This window comes from Vibrio algivorus (genome assembly GCF_030161215.1).
GTDB lineage: Bacteria > Pseudomonadota > Gammaproteobacteria > Enterobacterales > Vibrionaceae > Vibrio > Vibrio algivorus.
This window is the reverse complement of the sequence record NZ_BSPV01000003.1, coordinates 714,232-731,921: the sequence shown is the minus strand read 5'-3', so window position 1 is coordinate 731,921 and position 17,690 is coordinate 714,232. Positions and strand designations below refer to the sequence as shown.

At 39.2% G+C, this 17,690-nt stretch carries 19 protein-coding genes; 15 read left to right on the top strand and 4 right to left on the bottom strand.

What is annotated here, in order from left to right:
• Positions 1 to 110: 110 nt before the first annotated feature.
• Entirely contained in the window at positions 111 to 524 is a 414-nt protein-coding gene (locus QQJ93_RS05085) for a hypothetical protein (RefSeq protein WP_089124401.1), read from the bottom strand.
• Positions 525 to 743: 219 nt separating this feature from the next.
• Between QQJ93_RS05085 and ccoN the strand changes: the two genes are divergently transcribed.
• The 11 genes from ccoN (at position 744) to ttcA (ending at position 10,958) form a co-directional block, all read left to right on the top strand.
• Positions 744 to 2,174 carry a cytochrome-c oxidase, cbb3-type subunit I gene (gene ccoN / locus QQJ93_RS05080; RefSeq protein WP_089124400.1) on the top strand — a complete coding sequence of 477 codons (1,431 nt, stop codon included), beginning with the start codon at positions 744 to 746 and terminating at the stop codon, positions 2,172 to 2,174.
• A gap of 12 nt (positions 2,175 to 2,186) precedes the next feature.
• Entirely contained in the window at positions 2,187 to 2,804 is a 618-nt protein-coding gene (gene ccoO, locus QQJ93_RS05075) for a cytochrome-c oxidase, cbb3-type subunit II (protein ID WP_089124399.1), read from the top strand.
• Between the two features lie 10 nt (positions 2,805 to 2,814).
• Positions 2,815 to 2,994 (top strand): cbb3-type cytochrome oxidase subunit 3, encoded by a 180-nt coding sequence (locus tag QQJ93_RS05070; RefSeq protein ID WP_089124398.1) that lies wholly within the window; start codon positions 2,815 to 2,817, stop codon positions 2,992 to 2,994.
• Positions 2,994 to 3,986, top strand: coding sequence for a cytochrome-c oxidase, cbb3-type subunit III (ccoP, locus tag QQJ93_RS05065; protein WP_089124397.1), 993 nt, complete (start codon positions 2,994 to 2,996; stop codon positions 3,984 to 3,986). The genes QQJ93_RS05070 and ccoP overlap by 1 nt, the downstream gene beginning before the upstream one ends.
• A gap of 76 nt (positions 3,987 to 4,062) precedes the next feature.
• Complete coding sequence (locus QQJ93_RS05060) at positions 4,063 to 4,542, top strand: FixH family protein (protein WP_089124396.1); 480 nt, start codon at positions 4,063 to 4,065, stop codon at positions 4,540 to 4,542.
• Positions 4,543 to 4,551: 9 nt separating this feature from the next.
• Complete coding sequence (locus QQJ93_RS05055) at positions 4,552 to 6,942, top strand: heavy metal translocating P-type ATPase (protein WP_089124395.1); 2,391 nt, start codon at positions 4,552 to 4,554, stop codon at positions 6,940 to 6,942.
• A gap of 13 nt (positions 6,943 to 6,955) precedes the next feature.
• A complete protein-coding gene (gene ccoS / locus QQJ93_RS05050) occupies positions 6,956 to 7,150 on the top strand; it encodes a cbb3-type cytochrome oxidase assembly protein CcoS (RefSeq protein WP_089124394.1) in 195 nt (64 codons plus the stop codon).
• Positions 7,147 to 7,818 carry a sulfite exporter TauE/SafE family protein gene (locus QQJ93_RS05045; RefSeq protein ID WP_089124393.1) on the top strand — a complete coding sequence of 224 codons (672 nt, stop codon included), beginning with the start codon at positions 7,147 to 7,149 and terminating at the stop codon, positions 7,816 to 7,818. Before ccoS ends, QQJ93_RS05045 begins: the two co-directional genes overlap by 4 nt.
• A 93-nt stretch (positions 7,819 to 7,911) precedes the next feature.
• Entirely contained in the window at positions 7,912 to 8,658 is a 747-nt protein-coding gene (gene fnr, locus QQJ93_RS05040) for a fumarate/nitrate reduction transcriptional regulator Fnr (protein WP_089124392.1), read from the top strand.
• 229 nt (positions 8,659 to 8,887) lie between these two features.
• Positions 8,888 to 9,826 (top strand): universal stress protein UspE, encoded by a 939-nt coding sequence (gene uspE / locus QQJ93_RS05035; protein ID WP_089124391.1) that lies wholly within the window; start codon positions 8,888 to 8,890, stop codon positions 9,824 to 9,826.
• A 178-nt stretch (positions 9,827 to 10,004) separates the two neighbouring features.
• Positions 10,005 to 10,958, top strand: a complete 954-nt coding sequence (gene ttcA, locus QQJ93_RS05030; protein WP_089124390.1) for a tRNA 2-thiocytidine(32) synthetase TtcA — start codon at positions 10,005 to 10,007, stop codon at positions 10,956 to 10,958.
• A gap of 103 nt (positions 10,959 to 11,061) precedes the next feature.
• Here ttcA and QQJ93_RS05025 read toward each other — a convergent pair whose 3' ends face one another.
• The 3 genes from QQJ93_RS05025 to QQJ93_RS05015 are packed head-to-tail and all read right to left on the bottom strand — an operon-like array spanning position 11,062 to position 13,312.
• Positions 11,062 to 11,718: a DUF2987 domain-containing protein gene (locus tag QQJ93_RS05025; protein WP_089124389.1), complete on the bottom strand. Its 657-nt coding sequence runs from the start codon at positions 11,716 to 11,718 to the stop codon at positions 11,062 to 11,064.
• Positions 11,718 to 12,503: a glucosaminidase domain-containing protein gene (locus tag QQJ93_RS05020; protein WP_089124388.1), complete on the bottom strand. Its 786-nt coding sequence runs from the start codon at positions 12,501 to 12,503 to the stop codon at positions 11,718 to 11,720. Before QQJ93_RS05020 ends, QQJ93_RS05025 begins: the two co-directional genes overlap by 1 nt.
• The gene (locus QQJ93_RS05015; protein ID WP_089124387.1) at positions 12,500 to 13,312 is read right to left on the bottom strand and encodes a DUF2189 domain-containing protein; all 813 of its coding nucleotides are present in this window, start codon (positions 13,310 to 13,312) and stop codon (positions 12,500 to 12,502) included. Before QQJ93_RS05015 ends, QQJ93_RS05020 begins: the two co-directional genes overlap by 4 nt.
• Before the next feature lie 278 nt (positions 13,313 to 13,590).
• Here QQJ93_RS05015 and potA point away from each other — a divergent pair, with 278 nt between their 5' ends.
• The 4 genes from potA to QQJ93_RS04995 all read left to right on the top strand — a co-directional run bounded on the left by potA (position 13,591) and on the right by QQJ93_RS04995 (position 17,664).
• Positions 13,591 to 14,748, top strand: coding sequence for a spermidine/putrescine ABC transporter ATP-binding protein PotA (gene potA / locus QQJ93_RS05010; RefSeq protein ID WP_431313587.1), 1,158 nt, complete (start codon positions 13,591 to 13,593; stop codon positions 14,746 to 14,748).
• A complete protein-coding gene (gene potB / locus QQJ93_RS05005) occupies positions 14,749 to 15,609 on the top strand; it encodes a spermidine/putrescine ABC transporter permease PotB (RefSeq protein ID WP_089124386.1) in 861 nt (286 codons plus the stop codon).
• Complete coding sequence (gene potC, locus QQJ93_RS05000; RefSeq protein ID WP_089124385.1) at positions 15,609 to 16,394, top strand: spermidine/putrescine ABC transporter permease PotC; 786 nt, start codon at positions 15,609 to 15,611, stop codon at positions 16,392 to 16,394. The genes potB and potC overlap by 1 nt, the downstream gene beginning before the upstream one ends.
• 223 nt (positions 16,395 to 16,617) lie before the next feature.
• Positions 16,618 to 17,664, top strand: coding sequence for an extracellular solute-binding protein (locus tag QQJ93_RS04995; RefSeq protein WP_089124384.1), 1,047 nt, complete (start codon positions 16,618 to 16,620; stop codon positions 17,662 to 17,664).
• Positions 17,665 to 17,690 lie beyond the last annotated feature (26 nt).

The following is a 17,690-nucleotide window of genomic DNA, read 5'->3' as shown; positions in this document are numbered from 1 at the left end:
CAAGTGCCTTATTTTGTATTTTTAGGATGATTAACTAAATGGCCCCTTTTGTATACCAAACAGATATCATTATATGCTCGTTTTCAATCTCAATGATGTTTCGAGATAAATCAATTGTGAATGTTTAAAGTTATCCAGTGTATATCTCCATTTAGTGTCGAAATCGACCAACGTGAGTTATCTATGTCTAACCCCGTTTTGATGTTCATTCGTTGTTCTAGTTGATGATTTTTATTATCAAGTATGACATAAGAATTTAAAGCCAAGTCCTGTAACTGTGTTTTCTTTTTACTATCAATTAATTGAACAGAGATCGTAAGCAAATCATCAGTTTCTCTTTCAAAGAGTATTGAAAGCTCTATATCATCGACTTTTATTGTACAACTTTGGTCTATTTGGCATACCGTATCAGTTTTTTTCTGTGGTTGGTGTTGAAATGTTCGCCACGTAAATGCAGTGGCTAATACACTGAATATGATGAGTATTTGTACAAGTCTTGCTTTGGTGAGTTTCTCTGCTGCCATTACAACTTTATCCTATGCAACTTACTTCAAATTTTTACTAATTTACCTATATAACCTGTTCGCATGTCAGGTATAGTAGGCAACGAAAATGTTACTTTTATTGAAAACCATTGTTATCGACTTATTTTTAATCAGTTGATGATATGTGTTTGGGTGACATTACAACACTATTTTCGTGTTGATGCTATGTAGTTAATTATAATATTGGAAGCATTCAAGATGAGCCAAGAACATCAGCTTGAGCATAATTATAACTACACAGTCGTACGTCAATTCACCCTGGTTACCATACTTTGGGGTATTGTTGGTATGAGTGTGGGTGTATTAATTGCCGCTCAATTAGTTTGGCCACAGCTTAACTTTGATACGCCGTGGTTGACGTACAGCCGTTTACGTCCATTACATACAAATGCGGTAATATTTGCGTTTGGTACAAGTGCCCTATTCGCATGTTCTTATTATGTTGTACAAAGAACGTGTAAAACTCGCCTATTCGGTGGTTTGTTAGTTCCGTTTACATTTTGGGGTTGGCAAGCCATTATTTTGGCCGCCGTGATCTCACTACCTTTGGGCTATACAACCAGTAAAGAATATGCAGAACTAGAGTGGCCTATTGATATCGCCATTGCGATTGTTTGGGTTGCTTATGCAATTGTTTTCTTTGGTACTTTAATCAAAAGAAATACATCCCATATTTATGTTGCTAACTGGTTCTTTGGCGGTTTTATACTAACTGTTGCGGTACTGCATATCGTGAATAGTATGGCTATTCCAGTTTCATTAGGTAAATCTTATTCGATTTATTCTGGTGCTGTCGATGCCATGGTTCAATGGTGGTATGGACATAATGCAGTTGGTTTCTTATTAACTGCAGGCTTTTTGGGTATGATGTATTACTTTGTACCAAAACAAGCTGAGCGCCCAGTTTATTCTTACCGTTTATCGATCGTGCACTTCTGGGGTTTAATTTCCCTTTATATTTGGGCCGGTCCACACCACCTTCATTACACTGCTTTACCTGACTGGACTCAGTCATTAGGTATGGTGATGTCTGTGATCTTATTTGTTCCTTCTTGGGGCGGTATGATCAACGGTATTATGACGTTATCTGGTGCTTGGCATAAACTGCGTTACGATCCAATTCTACGCTTCTTGATTGTTTCACTGTCTTTCTACGGTATGTCTACCTTTGAAGGCCCAATGATGGCTATTAAGACGGTTAATGCGTTATCTCACTATACTGACTGGACAATTGGTCACGTGCATTCAGGTGCATTAGGCTGGGTTGCAATGGTTACCATTGGTTCTCTATACCACTTGATTCCTAAGTTATTTGGTCAAGAGCGTATGTACTCAATCAAACTTATCAATGTTCACTTCTGGCTTGCGACTATCGGCACCGTGCTGTATATCGTGGCTATGTGGATTTCAGGTGTAATGCAAGGTTTGATGTGGCGTGCAGTTAATGCTGATGGCACATTAACTTATAGCTTTGTTGAAACAGTTGAAGCTTCTCACCCATTCTACTTAGTTCGTTTTATTGGTGGTGTGATCATTGTATCTGGTATGTTGTTGATGGCTTACAACACATACAAAACTATTTCTGCGCCAAAGGAAAGCTTAAAAGCTATTCCTCAACCGGCTTTATAGGAGGCTATGAATATGAGTTCGAATAAGAATCGCCATTCAATAGTCGAGAAGAACGTCGGTCTATTGGCAATTTTAATGGTTTTTGGTATTAGCTTAGGCGCATTAGTTGAGATCACTCCGCTAATATTCCAAAAGCAAACGACTGAGCCAGTTGAAGATTTAAAAGTATATTCAGCGCTTGAAATGGAAGGACGCGATATCTACATCCGTGAAGGTTGTAGTGTTTGTCACAGTCAGATGATTCGTCCATTCCGTTCGGAAACTGAGCGTTATGGTCACTACTCTGTTGCAGGTGAGTCAGTATGGGAACATCCTTTCTTATGGGGCTCTAAGCGTACTGGCCCTGACCTTGCTCGCGTAGGTGGACGTTATTCTGATGAATGGCATCGTGTCCATTTAATCGACCCTCGTGAAGTGGTGCCAGAATCGATCATGCCGGGCTATCCGTGGTTGGCAGAAAACAAACTAACCGGCGAATATACTCAACAAAAACTTGAGTTGTTCCGTGATGATTTCGGCGTGCCGTACACTGATGAGCAAGTTGCTAATGCGAAAAAAGATGTTGAAGGCAAAACAGAGTTAGATGCTTTAGTTGCCTATCTTCAATCGCTTGGCCACTCGATGAAATAAGGAGAGAGATATGGATATCGTAACCGTTCATAGTATCTGGACCCTTGTTTTATTCATCAGCTTTTGTGGTGTTGTATGGTGGGCTTATGGAAGCAAAAGCCGCCAGTCTCGTTTTGATGAAGCTGCGAATATCATCTTTGATGATGAGCCGCCAGTTGAATCCGATAAAAAACAGGGAGGAATGCAGTAATGACTACATTCTGGAGTGTTTGGATTACCGTAATTACACTGGGCACAATCTTTGGTATTGCGGCTATTTTAATCTGGTGTCTAAAAGATAAAATGGGCGTAGAAGAAGGTGCGGATATGGGGCATGAATACGATGGTATTCGTGAGCTAAACAACCCACTTCCAAAATGGTGGACTTACTTATTCTTCTCAACATTTATCTTTGCTGCTGTTTATTTAGCTTTGTTCCCAGGTTTAGGTAATTACCCTGGCCTTCTAGGTTGGACGAGCTCTGCGCAGCAAGTTAAATCTGTTGAAGAAATGGAAGCATCAATTAAAGCTTCACAAGATAATCAGCAGTTAGATCAATATGCAAAAGAGTTAGATGATGCCGATAAATTTTACGGTGAGTCGTTTAAGCGCCTAGCTTATAACTCTGAAGGTACTGCATACCGTACATTACCTGAAATTGCTTCAGATCCAGACGCCTTACGCGTAGGACAAAATTTATTTTTGCAAAATTGTTCTCAGTGTCATGGATCTGATGCTCGTGGTTTCAAAGGTTTCCCTAATTTAACCGACGATGCTTGGTTGTACGGTGGTGAGCCTGAGGCTATCTTAACTACTATTCGCCATGGTCGTGTAGGTGCGATGCCTGCATGGGGAGAAACATTTGGTGATGATGGTGTACGTGAAGTAGTAAGTTATGTATTGAGCTTATCTGGACGTAAAGTTAACTCACGTGAAGCTGCAGCTGGTAAAGTACGCTTTGCAGCTTGTGCGGCTTGTCATGGTACTGACGGCAAAGGTAACCCAGCATTTGGTGCACCGGATCTGACGGATAATGATTGGCTGTTTGGCGATTCTCGCGCAGATGTCACTGAATCTGTTCAGTATGGTCGTCAAGGTGTGATGCCTGCTTGGAGTAATATCTTAGGTGATGATAAAGTTCACCTTGTTGGTGCTTATGTCTGGAGTTTGAGTAACCAAACTCAATCAGAGCCTGCCCAATAATACATTAAGTGGTTTAACAGCCCCATTTTGGGGCTGTTTTTTCTTATATCTATTTCGTTTTATTTGTGAGAACCCTATGCAACAGCCCTGGTACAAACAATTCTGGCCTTGGTTTTTAATTTTCCTTCCTATGTGTGCTGTCACAGGTAGTTTCGTTACCCTTGGCCTATTCACGAAAAATAGCGTCGATTTGGTTTCTGAAAATTATTATAAAGAAGGAAAAGGAATTAATGTCGATCTGACTAGAATACATGTCGCAAAAGGTTTCAAACTTAATGCTAGTGTCATTTCAACCCCTAGAGGTGTGAGCTTCAAGTTAGATAAAGGAAAGCTCGAGCTTTACCCAGCTTTAAAGGTTTCATTTACTCATCGAACCCTCCCTGATCGTGATTTCGAACGAACTCTTAGTTCTGATGCTAATGGTAATTATCGACTTAGTTTAGATACACCGTTAGAAGGCCCTTGGTTCATTAAACTAGAGCCACATAACCAAGAATGGATTATCCAAGGAAAAGTCGCATTTCCTAGCAAAACACCAACTGTTTTACTTGATTAAGGCGTAAAAATGTCTGCTTGTTCAACGCATCAAGTGTGTTATCACTGTAATGATGATGTACCTACTAATACCAACTTTAACGTTGAAATCCTGGGGCAGCTTCGCCCTATGTGTTGCCCAGGCTGTCAATCTGTTGCACAGACTATCGTAGAGAGTGGTTTAGTTTCTTATTATCAATATCGTACGACTCCTGCTGAAAAAGTAGACCTTGTCCCTGAGCAGCTACAAAAGCTCATCCATTATGATAATGAAGACGTGCAGAAAGAGTTTGTTCGACAGACTGAAGATACATCCGAAGTTACATTGTCACTCGATGGTGTTTCTTGTGCTGCTTGTGCGTGGCTTATTGAAAAGCAGTTAATGGCCTACTCCGGTGTTATTTTAATTCGAGTTAACATCACTACCAATCGGGCAATATTACGTTGGGATGACTCTAAAATTCACTTAAGTGAGTTATTAAAAAACATCCATCAATTAGGATATAAAGCCGCACCATTTGAGCCTAATCAACATGAAGAAAGCTATCATCAAATGATGAAGCAATATCTTTATCGTTTAGGTGTTGCCGGCTTAGCAACAATGCAAGTCATGATGCTTGCTATCGCACTTTATTTTGAAGTGTTCTCAGATCTTGATAGTGAGTTTAAACAGTTTTTAAGAGTTGTCAGTTTGATCTTCGCAACACCAGTACTACTCTATTCAGCTCAACCTTTTTACATCAACGCTTGGCGAAGTTTAAAGGCCAAGACACTAGGTATGGATGTACCTGTATCTATTGCACTTATTTTTGCTTATGTCTCAAGTTTATGGGCTACCTTGGCAGGCAAAGGTGAAGTGTTTTTCGAATCCATTTCCATGTTCACTTTCTTTTTATTAGTTGGTCGTTTTTTAGAGATGCGAGCACGCCGTAAAGCGGCAACCGCCAGCGCAAATTTATTGAAATTAGTACCAGCGATGGCAAGGAAGTTAGATGGCAGCCAGATCCCGGTCCGAAGTTTAGCCATTGGCGATGTGATTCGAGTGTTACCCGGAGAGCATATTCCTGCCGATGGACAGATTGTCGTTGGTGCTACACAAGTTGATGAATCGATGCTAACTGGAGAATCGATACCCGTGTTAAAGCAGCACCATGATTTTGTTTATGCAGGTACGATGAATGTTGGTGAATCCTTTGAATTGGAAGTCACTTGCCACAAGGCCGATTCTGTCATTTCAAATATTGTTAGGTTGCAAGATGAAGCCCAGCTATCAAAACCTAAAATCGCAGAAATTGCCGATCACGTTGCTAAGTATTTTGTTGCGGTCATTCTTGTAATCGCTGGAGCCACTTGGTTGTATTGGCATCAGCATCGACCAGACGAAGCATTTTGGATCATGCTGTCTGTCCTCGTAGCAACTTGTCCGTGTGCCTTATCTCTTGCCACTCCTACCGCAGTGACTTGCTCAACTTCGAAACTGGGAAGCCTAGGTATTTTATTACGTAAAGGCCATGTCTTTGAAACCTTATGCCAAGTGAAGCATATTGTATTGGATAAAACAGGCACTCTGACAGAAGGTAATATTGAGATTAGTGATACAGAGCTTTTAGATAGTCAGTTTACGAACTCTCAAGTATTAGCGATTGCAGCAGCGTTAGAGCAACATGCTAACCACCCAATCTCAAAAGCATTCCAGAAATATTCATCAGGAAAAGTCATAATAGAAAATGTTTCTAATGTTATAGGCTCTGGTGTCTCTGGACAGTATTTAAATGATAATTGGCATATTGGAACTTTACCCTTTGCCTTAAATACTGACGGAAAAGAATTAGAGCAATCACAAGCGTCTTCAGTTTATTTATCTTGTAATCACCGTTTGATTGCACGTTTTGAGTATACCGACCCTATACGTAAAGAAAGCCTCAGTTTTGTTGAGCAATTACAAGAAGCCAATATTGACATCACCCTACTGACAGGAGATTCAAAGTTAAATACTCAAAAAGTTGCTTTAGCTTTGGGGATTACTCAATATCAATGTTCAGCAAAACCTGAGGATAAGTTAGCTTATCTACAGTCTCTTAATAAAAAAGACGTCACATTAATGATCGGTGATGGAATTAATGATGCACCAACTCTAGCGGGAGCTCACCTTTCGGTTGCTATGGGTAGTGGCTCAGATGTGGCAAAATCATCTGCAGATATGGTTCTACTTGGCGATAGACTAGATAAAGTACTTGAAGCTAGAGAGCTTGCCATTCAAACTCGTAGTATTATTCGACAAAATTTAGCTTGGGCGCTAGGCTATAATGCCTTAATTCTTCCATTGGCTGTCATGGGGTTCATTGCTCCTTATTTTGCCGTTATTGGTATGTCTGCAAGTTCTATTATTGTGGTGACCAACTCACTTAGATTGTTGAAGTAATAAGGTTCTTTAAATGGCCAGCTTATATTTGTTAATTCCAATAGCCATCATATTTGTTTGTATCGCCGTCGCTTTGTTTATGTGGGCGGTAAAAACGGATCAATTTGATGATCTCGATCGTCAAGGGCATAGTATTTTATTTGATGACAACGATGATCTTGATGATAAGGTTGTTGAGCCTGTTGAAAAAAAAGATAAGCCCCTATGAGTTCAGATTGGTTAGCGGCTTTTTTAATCGGTTTATTAGGCGCTGGCCACTGCATGGGAATGTGTGGTGGTATCGCTTCTTTAATGAACCTAGGGCAAGTGTCAACAAAGAGACAATGGTTAAATCCTCTTTTTTATAACATGGGTCGCTTATCTAGTTATGCTTTAATTGGAGCGATAATTGGTGGCTCCATTTCAACCATTTCGTCCTACTCTGGAATCAACTCCCCACTCAATTGGTTACGTCTTTTATCTGCTGTATTCATGTTGTTATTGGCTTTATATATTGGGCAATGGTGGAATGGGCTGATATGGATAGAAAAAGTAGGTCAAAAGCTTTGGAAATATATTGCACCATTCGGTCAAAAGCTACTTCCTATTAAGCATCCTATTTACGCTATTCCATTTGGTTTCATTTGGGGATGGCTTCCATGTGGCCTAGTCTATTCTATGCTAACTTGGTCGGCAGCGGCTGGGAATTCTCTAAATGGCGCTTTGATCATGCTGGCATTCGGCTTAGGTACCCTACCATTGATGTTAGCGGTTGGAGTGAGTGCGACTCAGTTCAATCAACTAGTGCAATCTTTGCTTTTTAGACGTCTTGGCGCCGCAGCTTTACTGGCTTACGCCTTATTCCAGTTGTATCAAGGAGTTATCCGCTTACTGTAATATAACTGTTATGTCTGATGATTTTCTGCTGTCCTTTAGTAGTATGGAGTGATAAAATATTGATGTATATCAATTAAAACTGCTCGGTATTTTATGATTTCAGATAACGCAAAAACGAAACGAGTCCAATCAGGTGGCTGTGCCATCCATTGTCAAGACTGCAGTATCAGCCAATTATGTATTCCGTTTTCATTAAATGAAAATGAATTGGATCAACTTGATGAAATTATCGAGCGAAAAAAGCCGGTTCAAAAAGGCCAAGAAATCTTTAAAGCGGGTGATGAACTAAAATCGCTCTATGCAATTCGTTCTGGTACGATAAAAAGTTACACCATCACAGAGCAAGGTGACGAACAAATTACTGCGTTCCATCTGGCTGGTGATTTAGTTGGTTTTGACGCAATTAATAACAATGCTCACCCAAGTTTTGCCCAAGCATTAGAAACTTCAATGGTCTGTGAAATTCCCTATGAAACTTTAGATGAACTTTCAGGACAAATGCCAAAATTGCGCCAGCAAATCATGCGTTTAATGAGTAATGAAATCAAAGGCGATCAAGACATGATCTTGTTATTGTCTAAAAAGAATGCAGAAGAACGTTTAGCTGCATTCTTATATAGTTTATCAACTCGATTCTCACAACGTGGCTTCTCGCCTCGTGAATTCCGTCTAACAATGACTCGTGGAGATATTGGTAACTACCTAGGATTAACGGTTGAAACGATTAGTCGCTTACTTGGCCGTTTCCAAAAGAGCGATATTCTGAGCGTTAAAGGTAAGTACATTACTATCATCGACCATGACGCACTGCAAAAACTGGCTGGTTTTGCTGAAGAATAAAAAATTCGATAATTAATCAATGATTAAGCCGTTAAGTTTTTATACTTAGCGGCTTTTTTCTTTCCAAAATCAAGCTTATGTCACTAATAATTATCTCCAAATTCAGCTAAAGTTAATCTAGTACCAACGGATTTCTTTTGCTGAAAGAATCAAAATCTAGGCATGTTGTACCCTTGGTATACTTTGATCTATCGTAAGATCAAATGAGTTAAGAAAGGGAGAGCTTATTATGAATTCATACAAAAACATTTTGGTGGTAGCTGATGTTAATAATGTTGAACAATCAGCATTAGCGCGTGCATTTCAAATTGTACGAGACCTGCCCAATCCTGCTCCAATCACTTTTTTTCTATCTATTTATGATTTTTCATACGATATGACATCCATGCTATCTTCTGAAGAGCGGGATGCAATGAGACGTGGCGTTATTCAGCAACGTGAAGAATGGATGAAAGAAGTAGCCCAACCTTATTTGAAAGATGACGTTGAACTTAATATTAAAGTTGTTTGGCACCATCGCCCATATGAAGCCATTATTGGTGAAGTGTTTTCTGGTGGCCATGATATTGTCTTAAAAGCCACTCGTCAGCATGATGCTCTTGAGTCGGTATTCTTTACTCCTACAGATTGGCATTTATTACGTAAGTGCCCATGCCCAGTGCTACTTGTTAAAAATCATGATTGGCCTATCAATGGTAATATCATTGCATCTGTTCATGTTGGTTCAGAAAATACCACCCATACCGCTCTTAATGAAAGTATGGTAGACCAAGGATTGAAATTTGCTAAACAACTGAATGCCGAGCTATTTCTTGTTAACTCCTACCCTGTTACACCTGCGAATATTACGGTAGAACTGCCGGAGTTTGATCCGACCTCTTATACTGACGCTGTTCGTGGTTTTCACTTAACGGCAATGAAAGCGTTACGTCAAAAGTATGGTATTGATGAAGAGCATACGAGAGTCAATGAAGGTTTACCAGAGGATGTTATTCCAAAAGCAACCAAAGAGCTTGATGTTGGCTTAGTTATTTTAGGGACAACAGGTAGAACAGGTCTATCTGCTGTATTTATTGGTAATACAGCAGAGAACGTTATTGATAAGATAAATTGTGATGTTTTGGCATTGAAACCAGAAGGCTTTATTAGTCCACTCGATCCCAATTAAATGTTAATTGTAAGCCATTAAATTGGATACCAAACGGCTAGAGCAACCCTTTCGAGTGTTGCTCTTTTGTCATTTGTGGGTATGATACGGCCTTTATTTATGCAGTGTCTATGAGCTTTAATATAGGCACTTGGCAGCACCATCAAGCATCTCTTGAGATCAGTAAAGGCAAATCACCATGAATTCAGATCAAAATACTGTTGAAGAACTTGAGCAAACAGCAAGAAATAAAGCTGAGCAGTATAATTTCAATAAGTTACAGAAGCGTATTCGTCGTAATACAGGTCAAGCTATTGCTGACTTTAATATGATTGAAGATGGCGACCGTATCATGGTGTGTCTCTCTGGCGGTAAAGACAGCTTTACTATGCTAGAGATCCTAATGAGCTTACAAAAAAGTGCGCCTGTCAATTTTGAGCTTGTAGCGGTTAACCTAGACCAAAAGCAACCAGGTTTTCCTGATCATATTTTACCTGCTTACCTTGAATCTCTAGGTATCGAATATAAAATCGTTGAAGAAGATACTTATTCTATCGTTCAAGATAAGATCCCTGAAGGTAAAACGACTTGTTCTCTTTGTTCTCGTTTACGTCGTGGTATCTTATACCGTACAGCTAATGAGATCGGAGCAACCAAAATTGCACTTGGTCATCACCGCGACGATATCTTAGAAACGCTATTTTTAAATATGTTCCATGGCGGGAAAATGAAAGCAATGCCGCCTAAATTAGTGTCGGATAATGGTGAACATGTAGTGATCCGCCCTCTCGCTTATTGCCGTGAAAAAGACATCATTAAGTTTTCTGCGATGCGTGATTATCCTATTATTCCTTGTAATTTATGTGGCTCACAACCTAACCTACAGCGACAAAACATTAAACAAATGCTTAACGAATGGGATAAGCGTTTCCCTGGACGTATTGAGACAATGTTTAAAGCAGTGCAAAATGTAGTCCCTAGCCACTTAGCCGATTATAATTTATTTGATTTTAAATCTATTGACCGAGATTCCGGCGTAATTAATGGCGGTGATATTGGTTTTGATAAAGAAACATTACCTGAAAACTCAGTACCATCAGAAGATGCCATTGAGTTTGATCCTAGCTTACAGCTTGATATAACGAATATTTAATACCAAATCCTGTACTACTAAAATAAAAAGAGCCGAACAATTTTTGATATTGTTCGGCTCTTTTTTATCTTACAAACTACTTCACTGATTAATCTGAGATTGATTACTTTTCGAGTAAAGGCAATACCCTAAAAGTGGTTTGTGGGAGTAATAAGGATTCATTTTTAGAAAGGTCAGCTAAGTTCACTTTAGCTTTTCCGTTATCTATTGAGAACGTATTGCCTTTAGAGGTTTGGATAGCGCTTTGCTTTACTCCATCAAACTCGAATGTGAGACCTATTACTTTAGGTGCAAACCAACTTGAAAACATCCCACCTAAATCATCAAGCATCTTGCTCATTTGTGGCAATAATTGCTCAATATCTTGATAAGAAACTTCACCGGAAAGCGGCTGTTTAGTCATCACAACCATAGAGAAGTCACAGGTTTTGCCTTGCTCTGCATTCACATAGACTAAAGGGCCAACCTGTCTCAAATTGTCATCAAGTGGCACAATAAGTTCTTGAGATGGTGGAATAACAAATTCTTCGTAATGTTTATCTTTTTCCATCCAAGCTTTATCAATTTTACATAAACGTGAAGTTTTATGCTCTTGAAAAAAGAACGCGACTTTTACATCGGGATGACCTTCTTCAAGATTGTTCTTCATCTGTGTATAGAGCTTAGAGTAATTAAAACGATACTGTTGGGCATACGCAGGTAATGATAAAACGGAAGCACATAACGTTGCGACCAATCCAATACGACGAATGTTAACCATTATTTATCCGTCCAAAACTCAGAGTTATGCTTAATCATCGATTGAAGATCATCGACGTAATCTTGTCCACGCTCTGAGTAACTAAGCAAGCCGTTTGTTAACTCTAGTGCCGTTGCTTCAGATTTTAAATCTTGCTCATTGCCGGATAATTTCGCTCTGATATCACGAAGTTCTTTATAAGCATTATTACGGTTCACATTCATAAAATATGCATGAATAGATTCTTGCGGAGAGTCGAATTTCGCCACTTCATGAGTTGCTCCTTCTACACGGTGCAAAGGTACTAAACCACAACCATCCACATAGCACCATTGTCCAAAAAAGTTATTTCCTTCTTGCGCGAAACGTGACGTTCCCCATGCTGATTCATTCGCCGCTTGAGTTAGCACAAGAGCCTGAGGCAAAACATTAACGCGATTTAACATCGTATCTAACCATGCTTCATTAATCCCTGTTTCAGGAATATCTAATTCATAATCTTCAGCAAGTTTCTTTGCCTTTGATGGCACAGATGTTAGATCACCATCTTCAAACTGTTTTTTAATATCCAATAGGTCATGACGCTCTTTCACAACACGATCATTTTCTTTTATAACCCCAGGGCGAAGCGCATCAAAGAATTTTTGTTTTTTTAGTTGGACATCGTCAACCGGCACTGGCGCTTTAGGTACGCTCTCAGTTGTTTGTTCCTTGCTTGTATCAGGTTGCTGATTGTAGTGGTTTTGAAAATAGTAAACGGCCCAAAACGAAAGAATCGCTAAGGTCATAATGATTTTTTTCTTCATGCGTCAAATACCTGTGATTGTTTATTATTGTTATTAGGAGGCGTCCCGTTACCACCTGAGTTGATTACTTTCATTCTAATTCCAAACATATCGCGGTAGATAATGCCTTTAACATGGAAGAAAAATGGCAATACAAGAATAAAGCCTATCCCATAGAAAAGAGCCGCTGCAAAAAACATTACGAGAATCAATGCATAAACGGCCGCGACGGTTAGAAGCTTCTTATTAACCGCACGGAAAGACAGTAATAACGACCGCATAGGTGTCATTCTTTTTTCACACACGAGAAAAACAGAGTTACTAAAAGCCATTGAAATATATAAAGATAGGAAAGGTAAGATTGCCCCAGCTAACCCTTGAAGTATTAACCCCATCAGAGTGACTAGCATCACAGGGATAGTAAAGTGTAACCCTTTAAAAATATGGTTGGTTTTGGTTTTAAAACCAGTGGCGTGGCTCATCGCCATTAAACAAACACCAGCATACAATGGCGCACTGATAATTTCGTAGCTAAAATTGGCTACGATGACAGATTGAATGATACTTTCAATTTGAGTGGAATCTGCACTACCATCAAGTAAAGTAAAGAGGATGCTGGTATCCCCTAGTTGCAACTTTAAAGCAATCATAAAGATCGCTATTTGTAAGATAATTAAAACAACAATTGTCGGTGAAAATGACAAGAAGTTTTTTGTTGTAAGTTGCCAGGCTTCTTTAATGATGTTGGCTGCTTTTAGTTCGTATTGTCCTGATAGTGCGGTATCTATATTACCACCGACATTAAACTCTTTTTCTACTTTATCATTCATAAAACGGGGATCCAGGATCTCTAACTAGCATAATTGTGGCTCATTATACTCAAGACACCCCAATATGCGAGTTTGTGTCTATTTCATTTTGTAAAAGCGTAGATTAATAAACGATTGTTTTAATCTTGCTGAAACTCGCATCTTGAAGTTAGTTGGGTATATATCAGATCTGAATAGAGGATAATTACTCACTTCATGGCAAAAAATGCTATGAATTACACTTAATGGCGACTATGATTCGCCCTCAAATTTTTGTGTCTAACAGCGCTGTTCTTTACTTGGGAGAAATACAGAAATTGAACGTTGAATCTATTCAAACTTCTACCGTTATCCAACTAACTGGTATCAGCAAAAGTTTTGATGGCAAGTCCATCATTGAAAACCTAGATCTTAATGTTAATCATGGTGAGTTCTTAACTATTTTAGGTCCTTCTGGCTGTGGTAAAACAACAGTATTAAGGATGATTGCAGGGTTTGAAACGGTTGATTCTGGCAAGATTCTCCTGGCAAATGAAAATGTCACAGAGCAACCACCCGAGCAAAGGCACGTTAATACCGTATTTCAAAGCTATGCCCTTTTCCCTCACATGACCGTGTTTGAAAATGTTGCTTTCGGCTTGCGTATGCAAAAAGTGGCACAAACAGAAATTGATACGCGGGTTGAAGAAGCACTCAAAATGGTTCGATTAGAATCAATGGCGCAACGCAAGCCTCATCAACTTTCTGGCGGTCAGCAACAGCGTATTGCGATTGCACGAGCCGTAGTGAATAAACCCAAAGTCTTGCTGTTAGATGAATCATTATCCGCTTTAGATTACAAACTTCGTAAGCAAATGCAGTTAGAATTAAAACAACTGCAACGCCAACTTGGCATTACTTTCATTTTCGTTACTCACGATCAAGAAGAAGCCCTTTCAATGTCTGACCGCATTATTGTCATGCGTGATGGAGTCATTGAACAAGATGGTTCACCTCGTGAAATTTATGAAGAGCCGAAAAACCTTTTTGTCGCAAGCTTTATTGGTGAAATTAATACTTTTGAAGCCACAGTAGTAAAGCGTAATGATGAGAAAACAATTACTGCTTTAATTGAAGATATAGAGTGCTCAGTACATTACAAACACCCTGTCCAATCTGGCCAACATCTTAATGTTCTTCTTCGCCCTGAAGATATACGTATTGAAGAGATAAAAGAATCTGAAGATATTGGTATTGTTGGTCATGTAACAGAGCGTACTTATAAAGGTATGACTTTAGATTCTGTCGTTGAACTTGAATCAGGAATGCGCGTCATGGTCAGTGAGTTCTTTAATGAAGACGATCCTGATGTCGATCACTCTATTGGCCAGAAAGTTTCGATTACTTGGGTAGAAAGCTGGGAAGTTGTTTTGCCACAAGATGACGATTCACATACTACCCACGAAAAAACAGAGTAGATGGAAATGAAGAAATTAAATCTTCAAAACAGCATAGTACTTGTGATTGTTTCATGGCTAATGCTGTTTGTCTTTATTCCAAATTTGATGATTATCATTACTAGTTTTTTAACGCGTGATGAAGCCAACCTAATCGAGTTAACGTTTACCTTAAGCAACTATACTCGCTTACTTGATCCACTTTATGCCAAGGTCATGCTGCATTCGTTGTACATGGCCGTTGTCGCAACAGGTTTATGTTTACTAATTGGTTATCCTTTTGCGTATATCGTCGCAAAGATGCCGGCTAAAATTCGCCCATTTATGCTGTTTATGGTCATAGTGCCATTTTGGACCAACTCATTAATTCGTACTTATGGATTAAAAATTGTCTTAGGTACTCAAGGTATTGTGAATAAAAGTTTGATGGCGATTGGCTTAATTGATCACCCTATGCGCATTATGTATACCGAAACAGCTGTGATGATAGGTTTGGTTTATATCTTACTTCCTTTCATGATTTTGCCTTTGTATTCAGCGATTGAAAAGCTTGATCGCACCTATATTGAAGCGGCAAGAGATCTTGGCGCCAATAAATTCCAAACTCTTTTAAAGGTTGTATTACCACTCACTATGCCCGGTATTATTGGAGGCTGTTTATTAGTGCTACTGCCTGCTTTAGGAATGTTCTATGTTTCTGACTTACTAGGTGGTGCGAAGAACTTACTGATTGGTAATGTGATAAAGAGCCAAGTTCTTAATGCCCGCGATTGGCCATTTGGCGCAGCCACGAGTATCGCATTAACCTTAGTCATGGCATTGATGCTATATGCCTACTATCGTGCGGGTAAATTATTAAATAAAAAAGTGGAGTTAGACTGATGAAAAAGTCATTTGGTGGAACTGCAGCCAAGTCTAGCTTTATGAGTTTAGTCTACCTATTTTTATATCTGCCTATTATTGTTTTGATCGTAAACTCATTTAATGCCAGTAAGTTTGGTATTAAATGGGGCGGCTTTACGACAAAGTGGTATAGCGATTTAATGAATAATGACAGCTTAATTCAAGCGGCTGGTCACTCTATTACGGTGGCAGTTTTTTCAGCTACCGCAGCAACCATTATCGGTAGTTTAACGGCTGTCGCGCTGTTTCGATATCAGTTCAAAGGGAAAGGTGCGGTTAACGGCCTACTGTTTGTTGTCATGATGTCGCCTGATATTGTGATGGCGATTTCACTGCTTGCTTTGTTTTTGGTGGTTGGTTTCCAATTAGGGCTAATTACCCTTCTTATCTCACACATTACTTTCTGTCTGCCTTTTGTTGTGGTGACGGTTTACAGTCGCTTAAAAGGCTTCGATGTTAAGATGTTGGAAGCTGCAAAAGATTTAGGTGCCAGTGAGTGGATTATTCTAAAACGCATCATTTTACCTTTAGCTAAGCCTGCGGTTGCCGCAGGTTGGTTACTGAGCTTTACCCTATCACTTGATGACGTAATTATCAGTTCTTTCGTGACTGGGCCAAGCTATGAAATTTTGCCGTTAAAAATTTATTCTATGGTCAAGGTTGGGATTTCGCCAGAAGTTAACGCTCTGGCAACCGTGATGTTAGTAGTCTCTTTAATGTTGGTTATGTGCTCACAAGCTTTAGCTCGAGATAAAGTTAAGTAAAACCAACAGAAGTTGCCGAATAAAAGCCAGCTAAATTGCTGGCTTTTTAATGAGTAAGTAGTGAATAAATACTTTAAAAAACAATTTATATGACTATACTCACACTATTTTGAAGCTAATGACAATTCTGTAAAAGATAAGCATTAGTTAGAGTTTGTTGATCTTTAAAGGCCAACAGACCATAGAGTGTTAATAAATAAAAATTCCATACTGGGGGATATCAATGAAGACATGGTCTAAGTTTTTTGTCGGTGCAGCACTGGCAGCTACATTTACCACAGGTTATGCGCATGCTGAAGATAAAGAACTTTATTTTTATAACTGGTCTGAGTATATCCCAAATGAAGTTTTACAAGACTTCACCAAAGAAACTGGAATTAAAGTCATTTACTCTACTTATGAATCTAATGAGTCAATGTATGCAAAGCTAAAAACACAAGGTAAAGGTTACGATTTAGTCGTTCCATCTACTTACTTTGTATCTAAAATGCGTAAAGAAGGCATGTTGATGAAAATCGACCACGCAAAGCTTTCACATTTTGCTGATTTAGACCCTAACTATTTAAACAAGCCTTTTGATCCTGGCAATGACTACTCTATCCCTTATGTTTGGGGCGCCACTGGCATCGGCATCAACACTGATATGCTAGATAAATCATCAATCAAAAAATGGGATGATTTATGGGATCCGAAATGGGTTGGTCAATTAATGATGATGGATGATCCTCGTGAATTATTCCAAATTGCTCTAACAAAATTAGGCTACTCAGGCAATACCACCGACCCAGAGCAGATTAAGCAAGCTTACCTTGAGTTGAAGAAGTTAATGCCAAATGTATTAGTATTTAACTCAGACTTCCCTGCTAACCCTTATTTAGCAGGTGAAACATCTCTAGGTATGTTGTGGAATGGCTCAGCTTATATGGCTCGTCAAGAAGGCGCTCCAATTCATATTATTTGGCCAGAAAAAGGCACGATCTTCTGGATGGATAGTTTAGCGATTCCTGCTGGTGCGAAAAATACTGAAGCAGCATATAAAATGATCAACTTCTTACTGCGTCCAGAAAATGCGGCCAAAATCGCAATGGAAATAGGTTACCCTACACCGGTGAAAACAGCCTACCCGTTGTTGCCAAAAGAATTTGCTAATGACGAGAATGTCTTCCCACCACAAAAAGTATTAGATTCTGGTGAGTGGCAAGATGATGTAGGTGATGCTAACGTGCTATATGAAGAGTATTTCCAAAAGCTTAAAGTGGATATGAACTAGTCTTTATACTAAAAATTATAAGTAAC

Excerpts from the sequence above, each read along its gene's own strand:
- uspE (WP_089124391.1), top strand. The coding sequence starts at position 8,888 with ATGAATTCATACAAAAACATTTTGGTGGTAGCTGATGTTAATAATGTT.
- QQJ93_RS05070 (WP_089124398.1), top strand. The coding sequence starts at position 2,815 with ATGGATATCGTAACCGTTCATAGTATCTGGACCCTTGTTTTATTCATC.
- QQJ93_RS05015 (WP_089124387.1), bottom strand. The coding sequence starts at position 13,312 with ATGAATGATAAAGTAGAAAAAGAGTTTAATGTCGGTGGTAATATAGAT.
- QQJ93_RS05060 (WP_089124396.1), top strand. The coding sequence starts at position 4,063 with ATGCAACAGCCCTGGTACAAACAATTCTGGCCTTGGTTTTTAATTTTC.
- fnr (WP_089124392.1), top strand. The coding sequence starts at position 7,912 with ATGATTTCAGATAACGCAAAAACGAAACGAGTCCAATCAGGTGGCTGT.
- QQJ93_RS05085 (WP_089124401.1), bottom strand. The coding sequence starts at position 524 with ATGGCAGCAGAGAAACTCACCAAAGCAAGACTTGTACAAATACTCATC.
- ccoN (WP_089124400.1), top strand. The coding sequence starts at position 744 with ATGAGCCAAGAACATCAGCTTGAGCATAATTATAACTACACAGTCGTA.
- QQJ93_RS05045 (WP_089124393.1), top strand. The coding sequence starts at position 7,147 with ATGAGTTCAGATTGGTTAGCGGCTTTTTTAATCGGTTTATTAGGCGCT.
- ccoS (WP_089124394.1), top strand. The coding sequence starts at position 6,956 with ATGGCCAGCTTATATTTGTTAATTCCAATAGCCATCATATTTGTTTGT.
- ccoO (WP_089124399.1), top strand. The coding sequence starts at position 2,187 with ATGAGTTCGAATAAGAATCGCCATTCAATAGTCGAGAAGAACGTCGGT.
- QQJ93_RS04995 (WP_089124384.1), top strand. The coding sequence starts at position 16,618 with ATGAAGACATGGTCTAAGTTTTTTGTCGGTGCAGCACTGGCAGCTACA.
- QQJ93_RS05025 (WP_089124389.1), bottom strand. The coding sequence starts at position 11,718 with ATGGTTAACATTCGTCGTATTGGATTGGTCGCAACGTTATGTGCTTCC.
- ttcA (WP_089124390.1), top strand. The coding sequence starts at position 10,005 with ATGAATTCAGATCAAAATACTGTTGAAGAACTTGAGCAAACAGCAAGA.
- ccoP (WP_089124397.1), top strand. The coding sequence starts at position 2,994 with ATGACTACATTCTGGAGTGTTTGGATTACCGTAATTACACTGGGCACA.
- QQJ93_RS05020 (WP_089124388.1), bottom strand. The coding sequence starts at position 12,503 with ATGAAGAAAAAAATCATTATGACCTTAGCGATTCTTTCGTTTTGGGCC.
- potC (WP_089124385.1), top strand. The coding sequence starts at position 15,609 with ATGAAAAAGTCATTTGGTGGAACTGCAGCCAAGTCTAGCTTTATGAGT.
- QQJ93_RS05055 (WP_089124395.1), top strand. The coding sequence starts at position 4,552 with ATGTCTGCTTGTTCAACGCATCAAGTGTGTTATCACTGTAATGATGAT.
- potB (WP_089124386.1), top strand. The coding sequence starts at position 14,749 with ATGGAAATGAAGAAATTAAATCTTCAAAACAGCATAGTACTTGTGATT.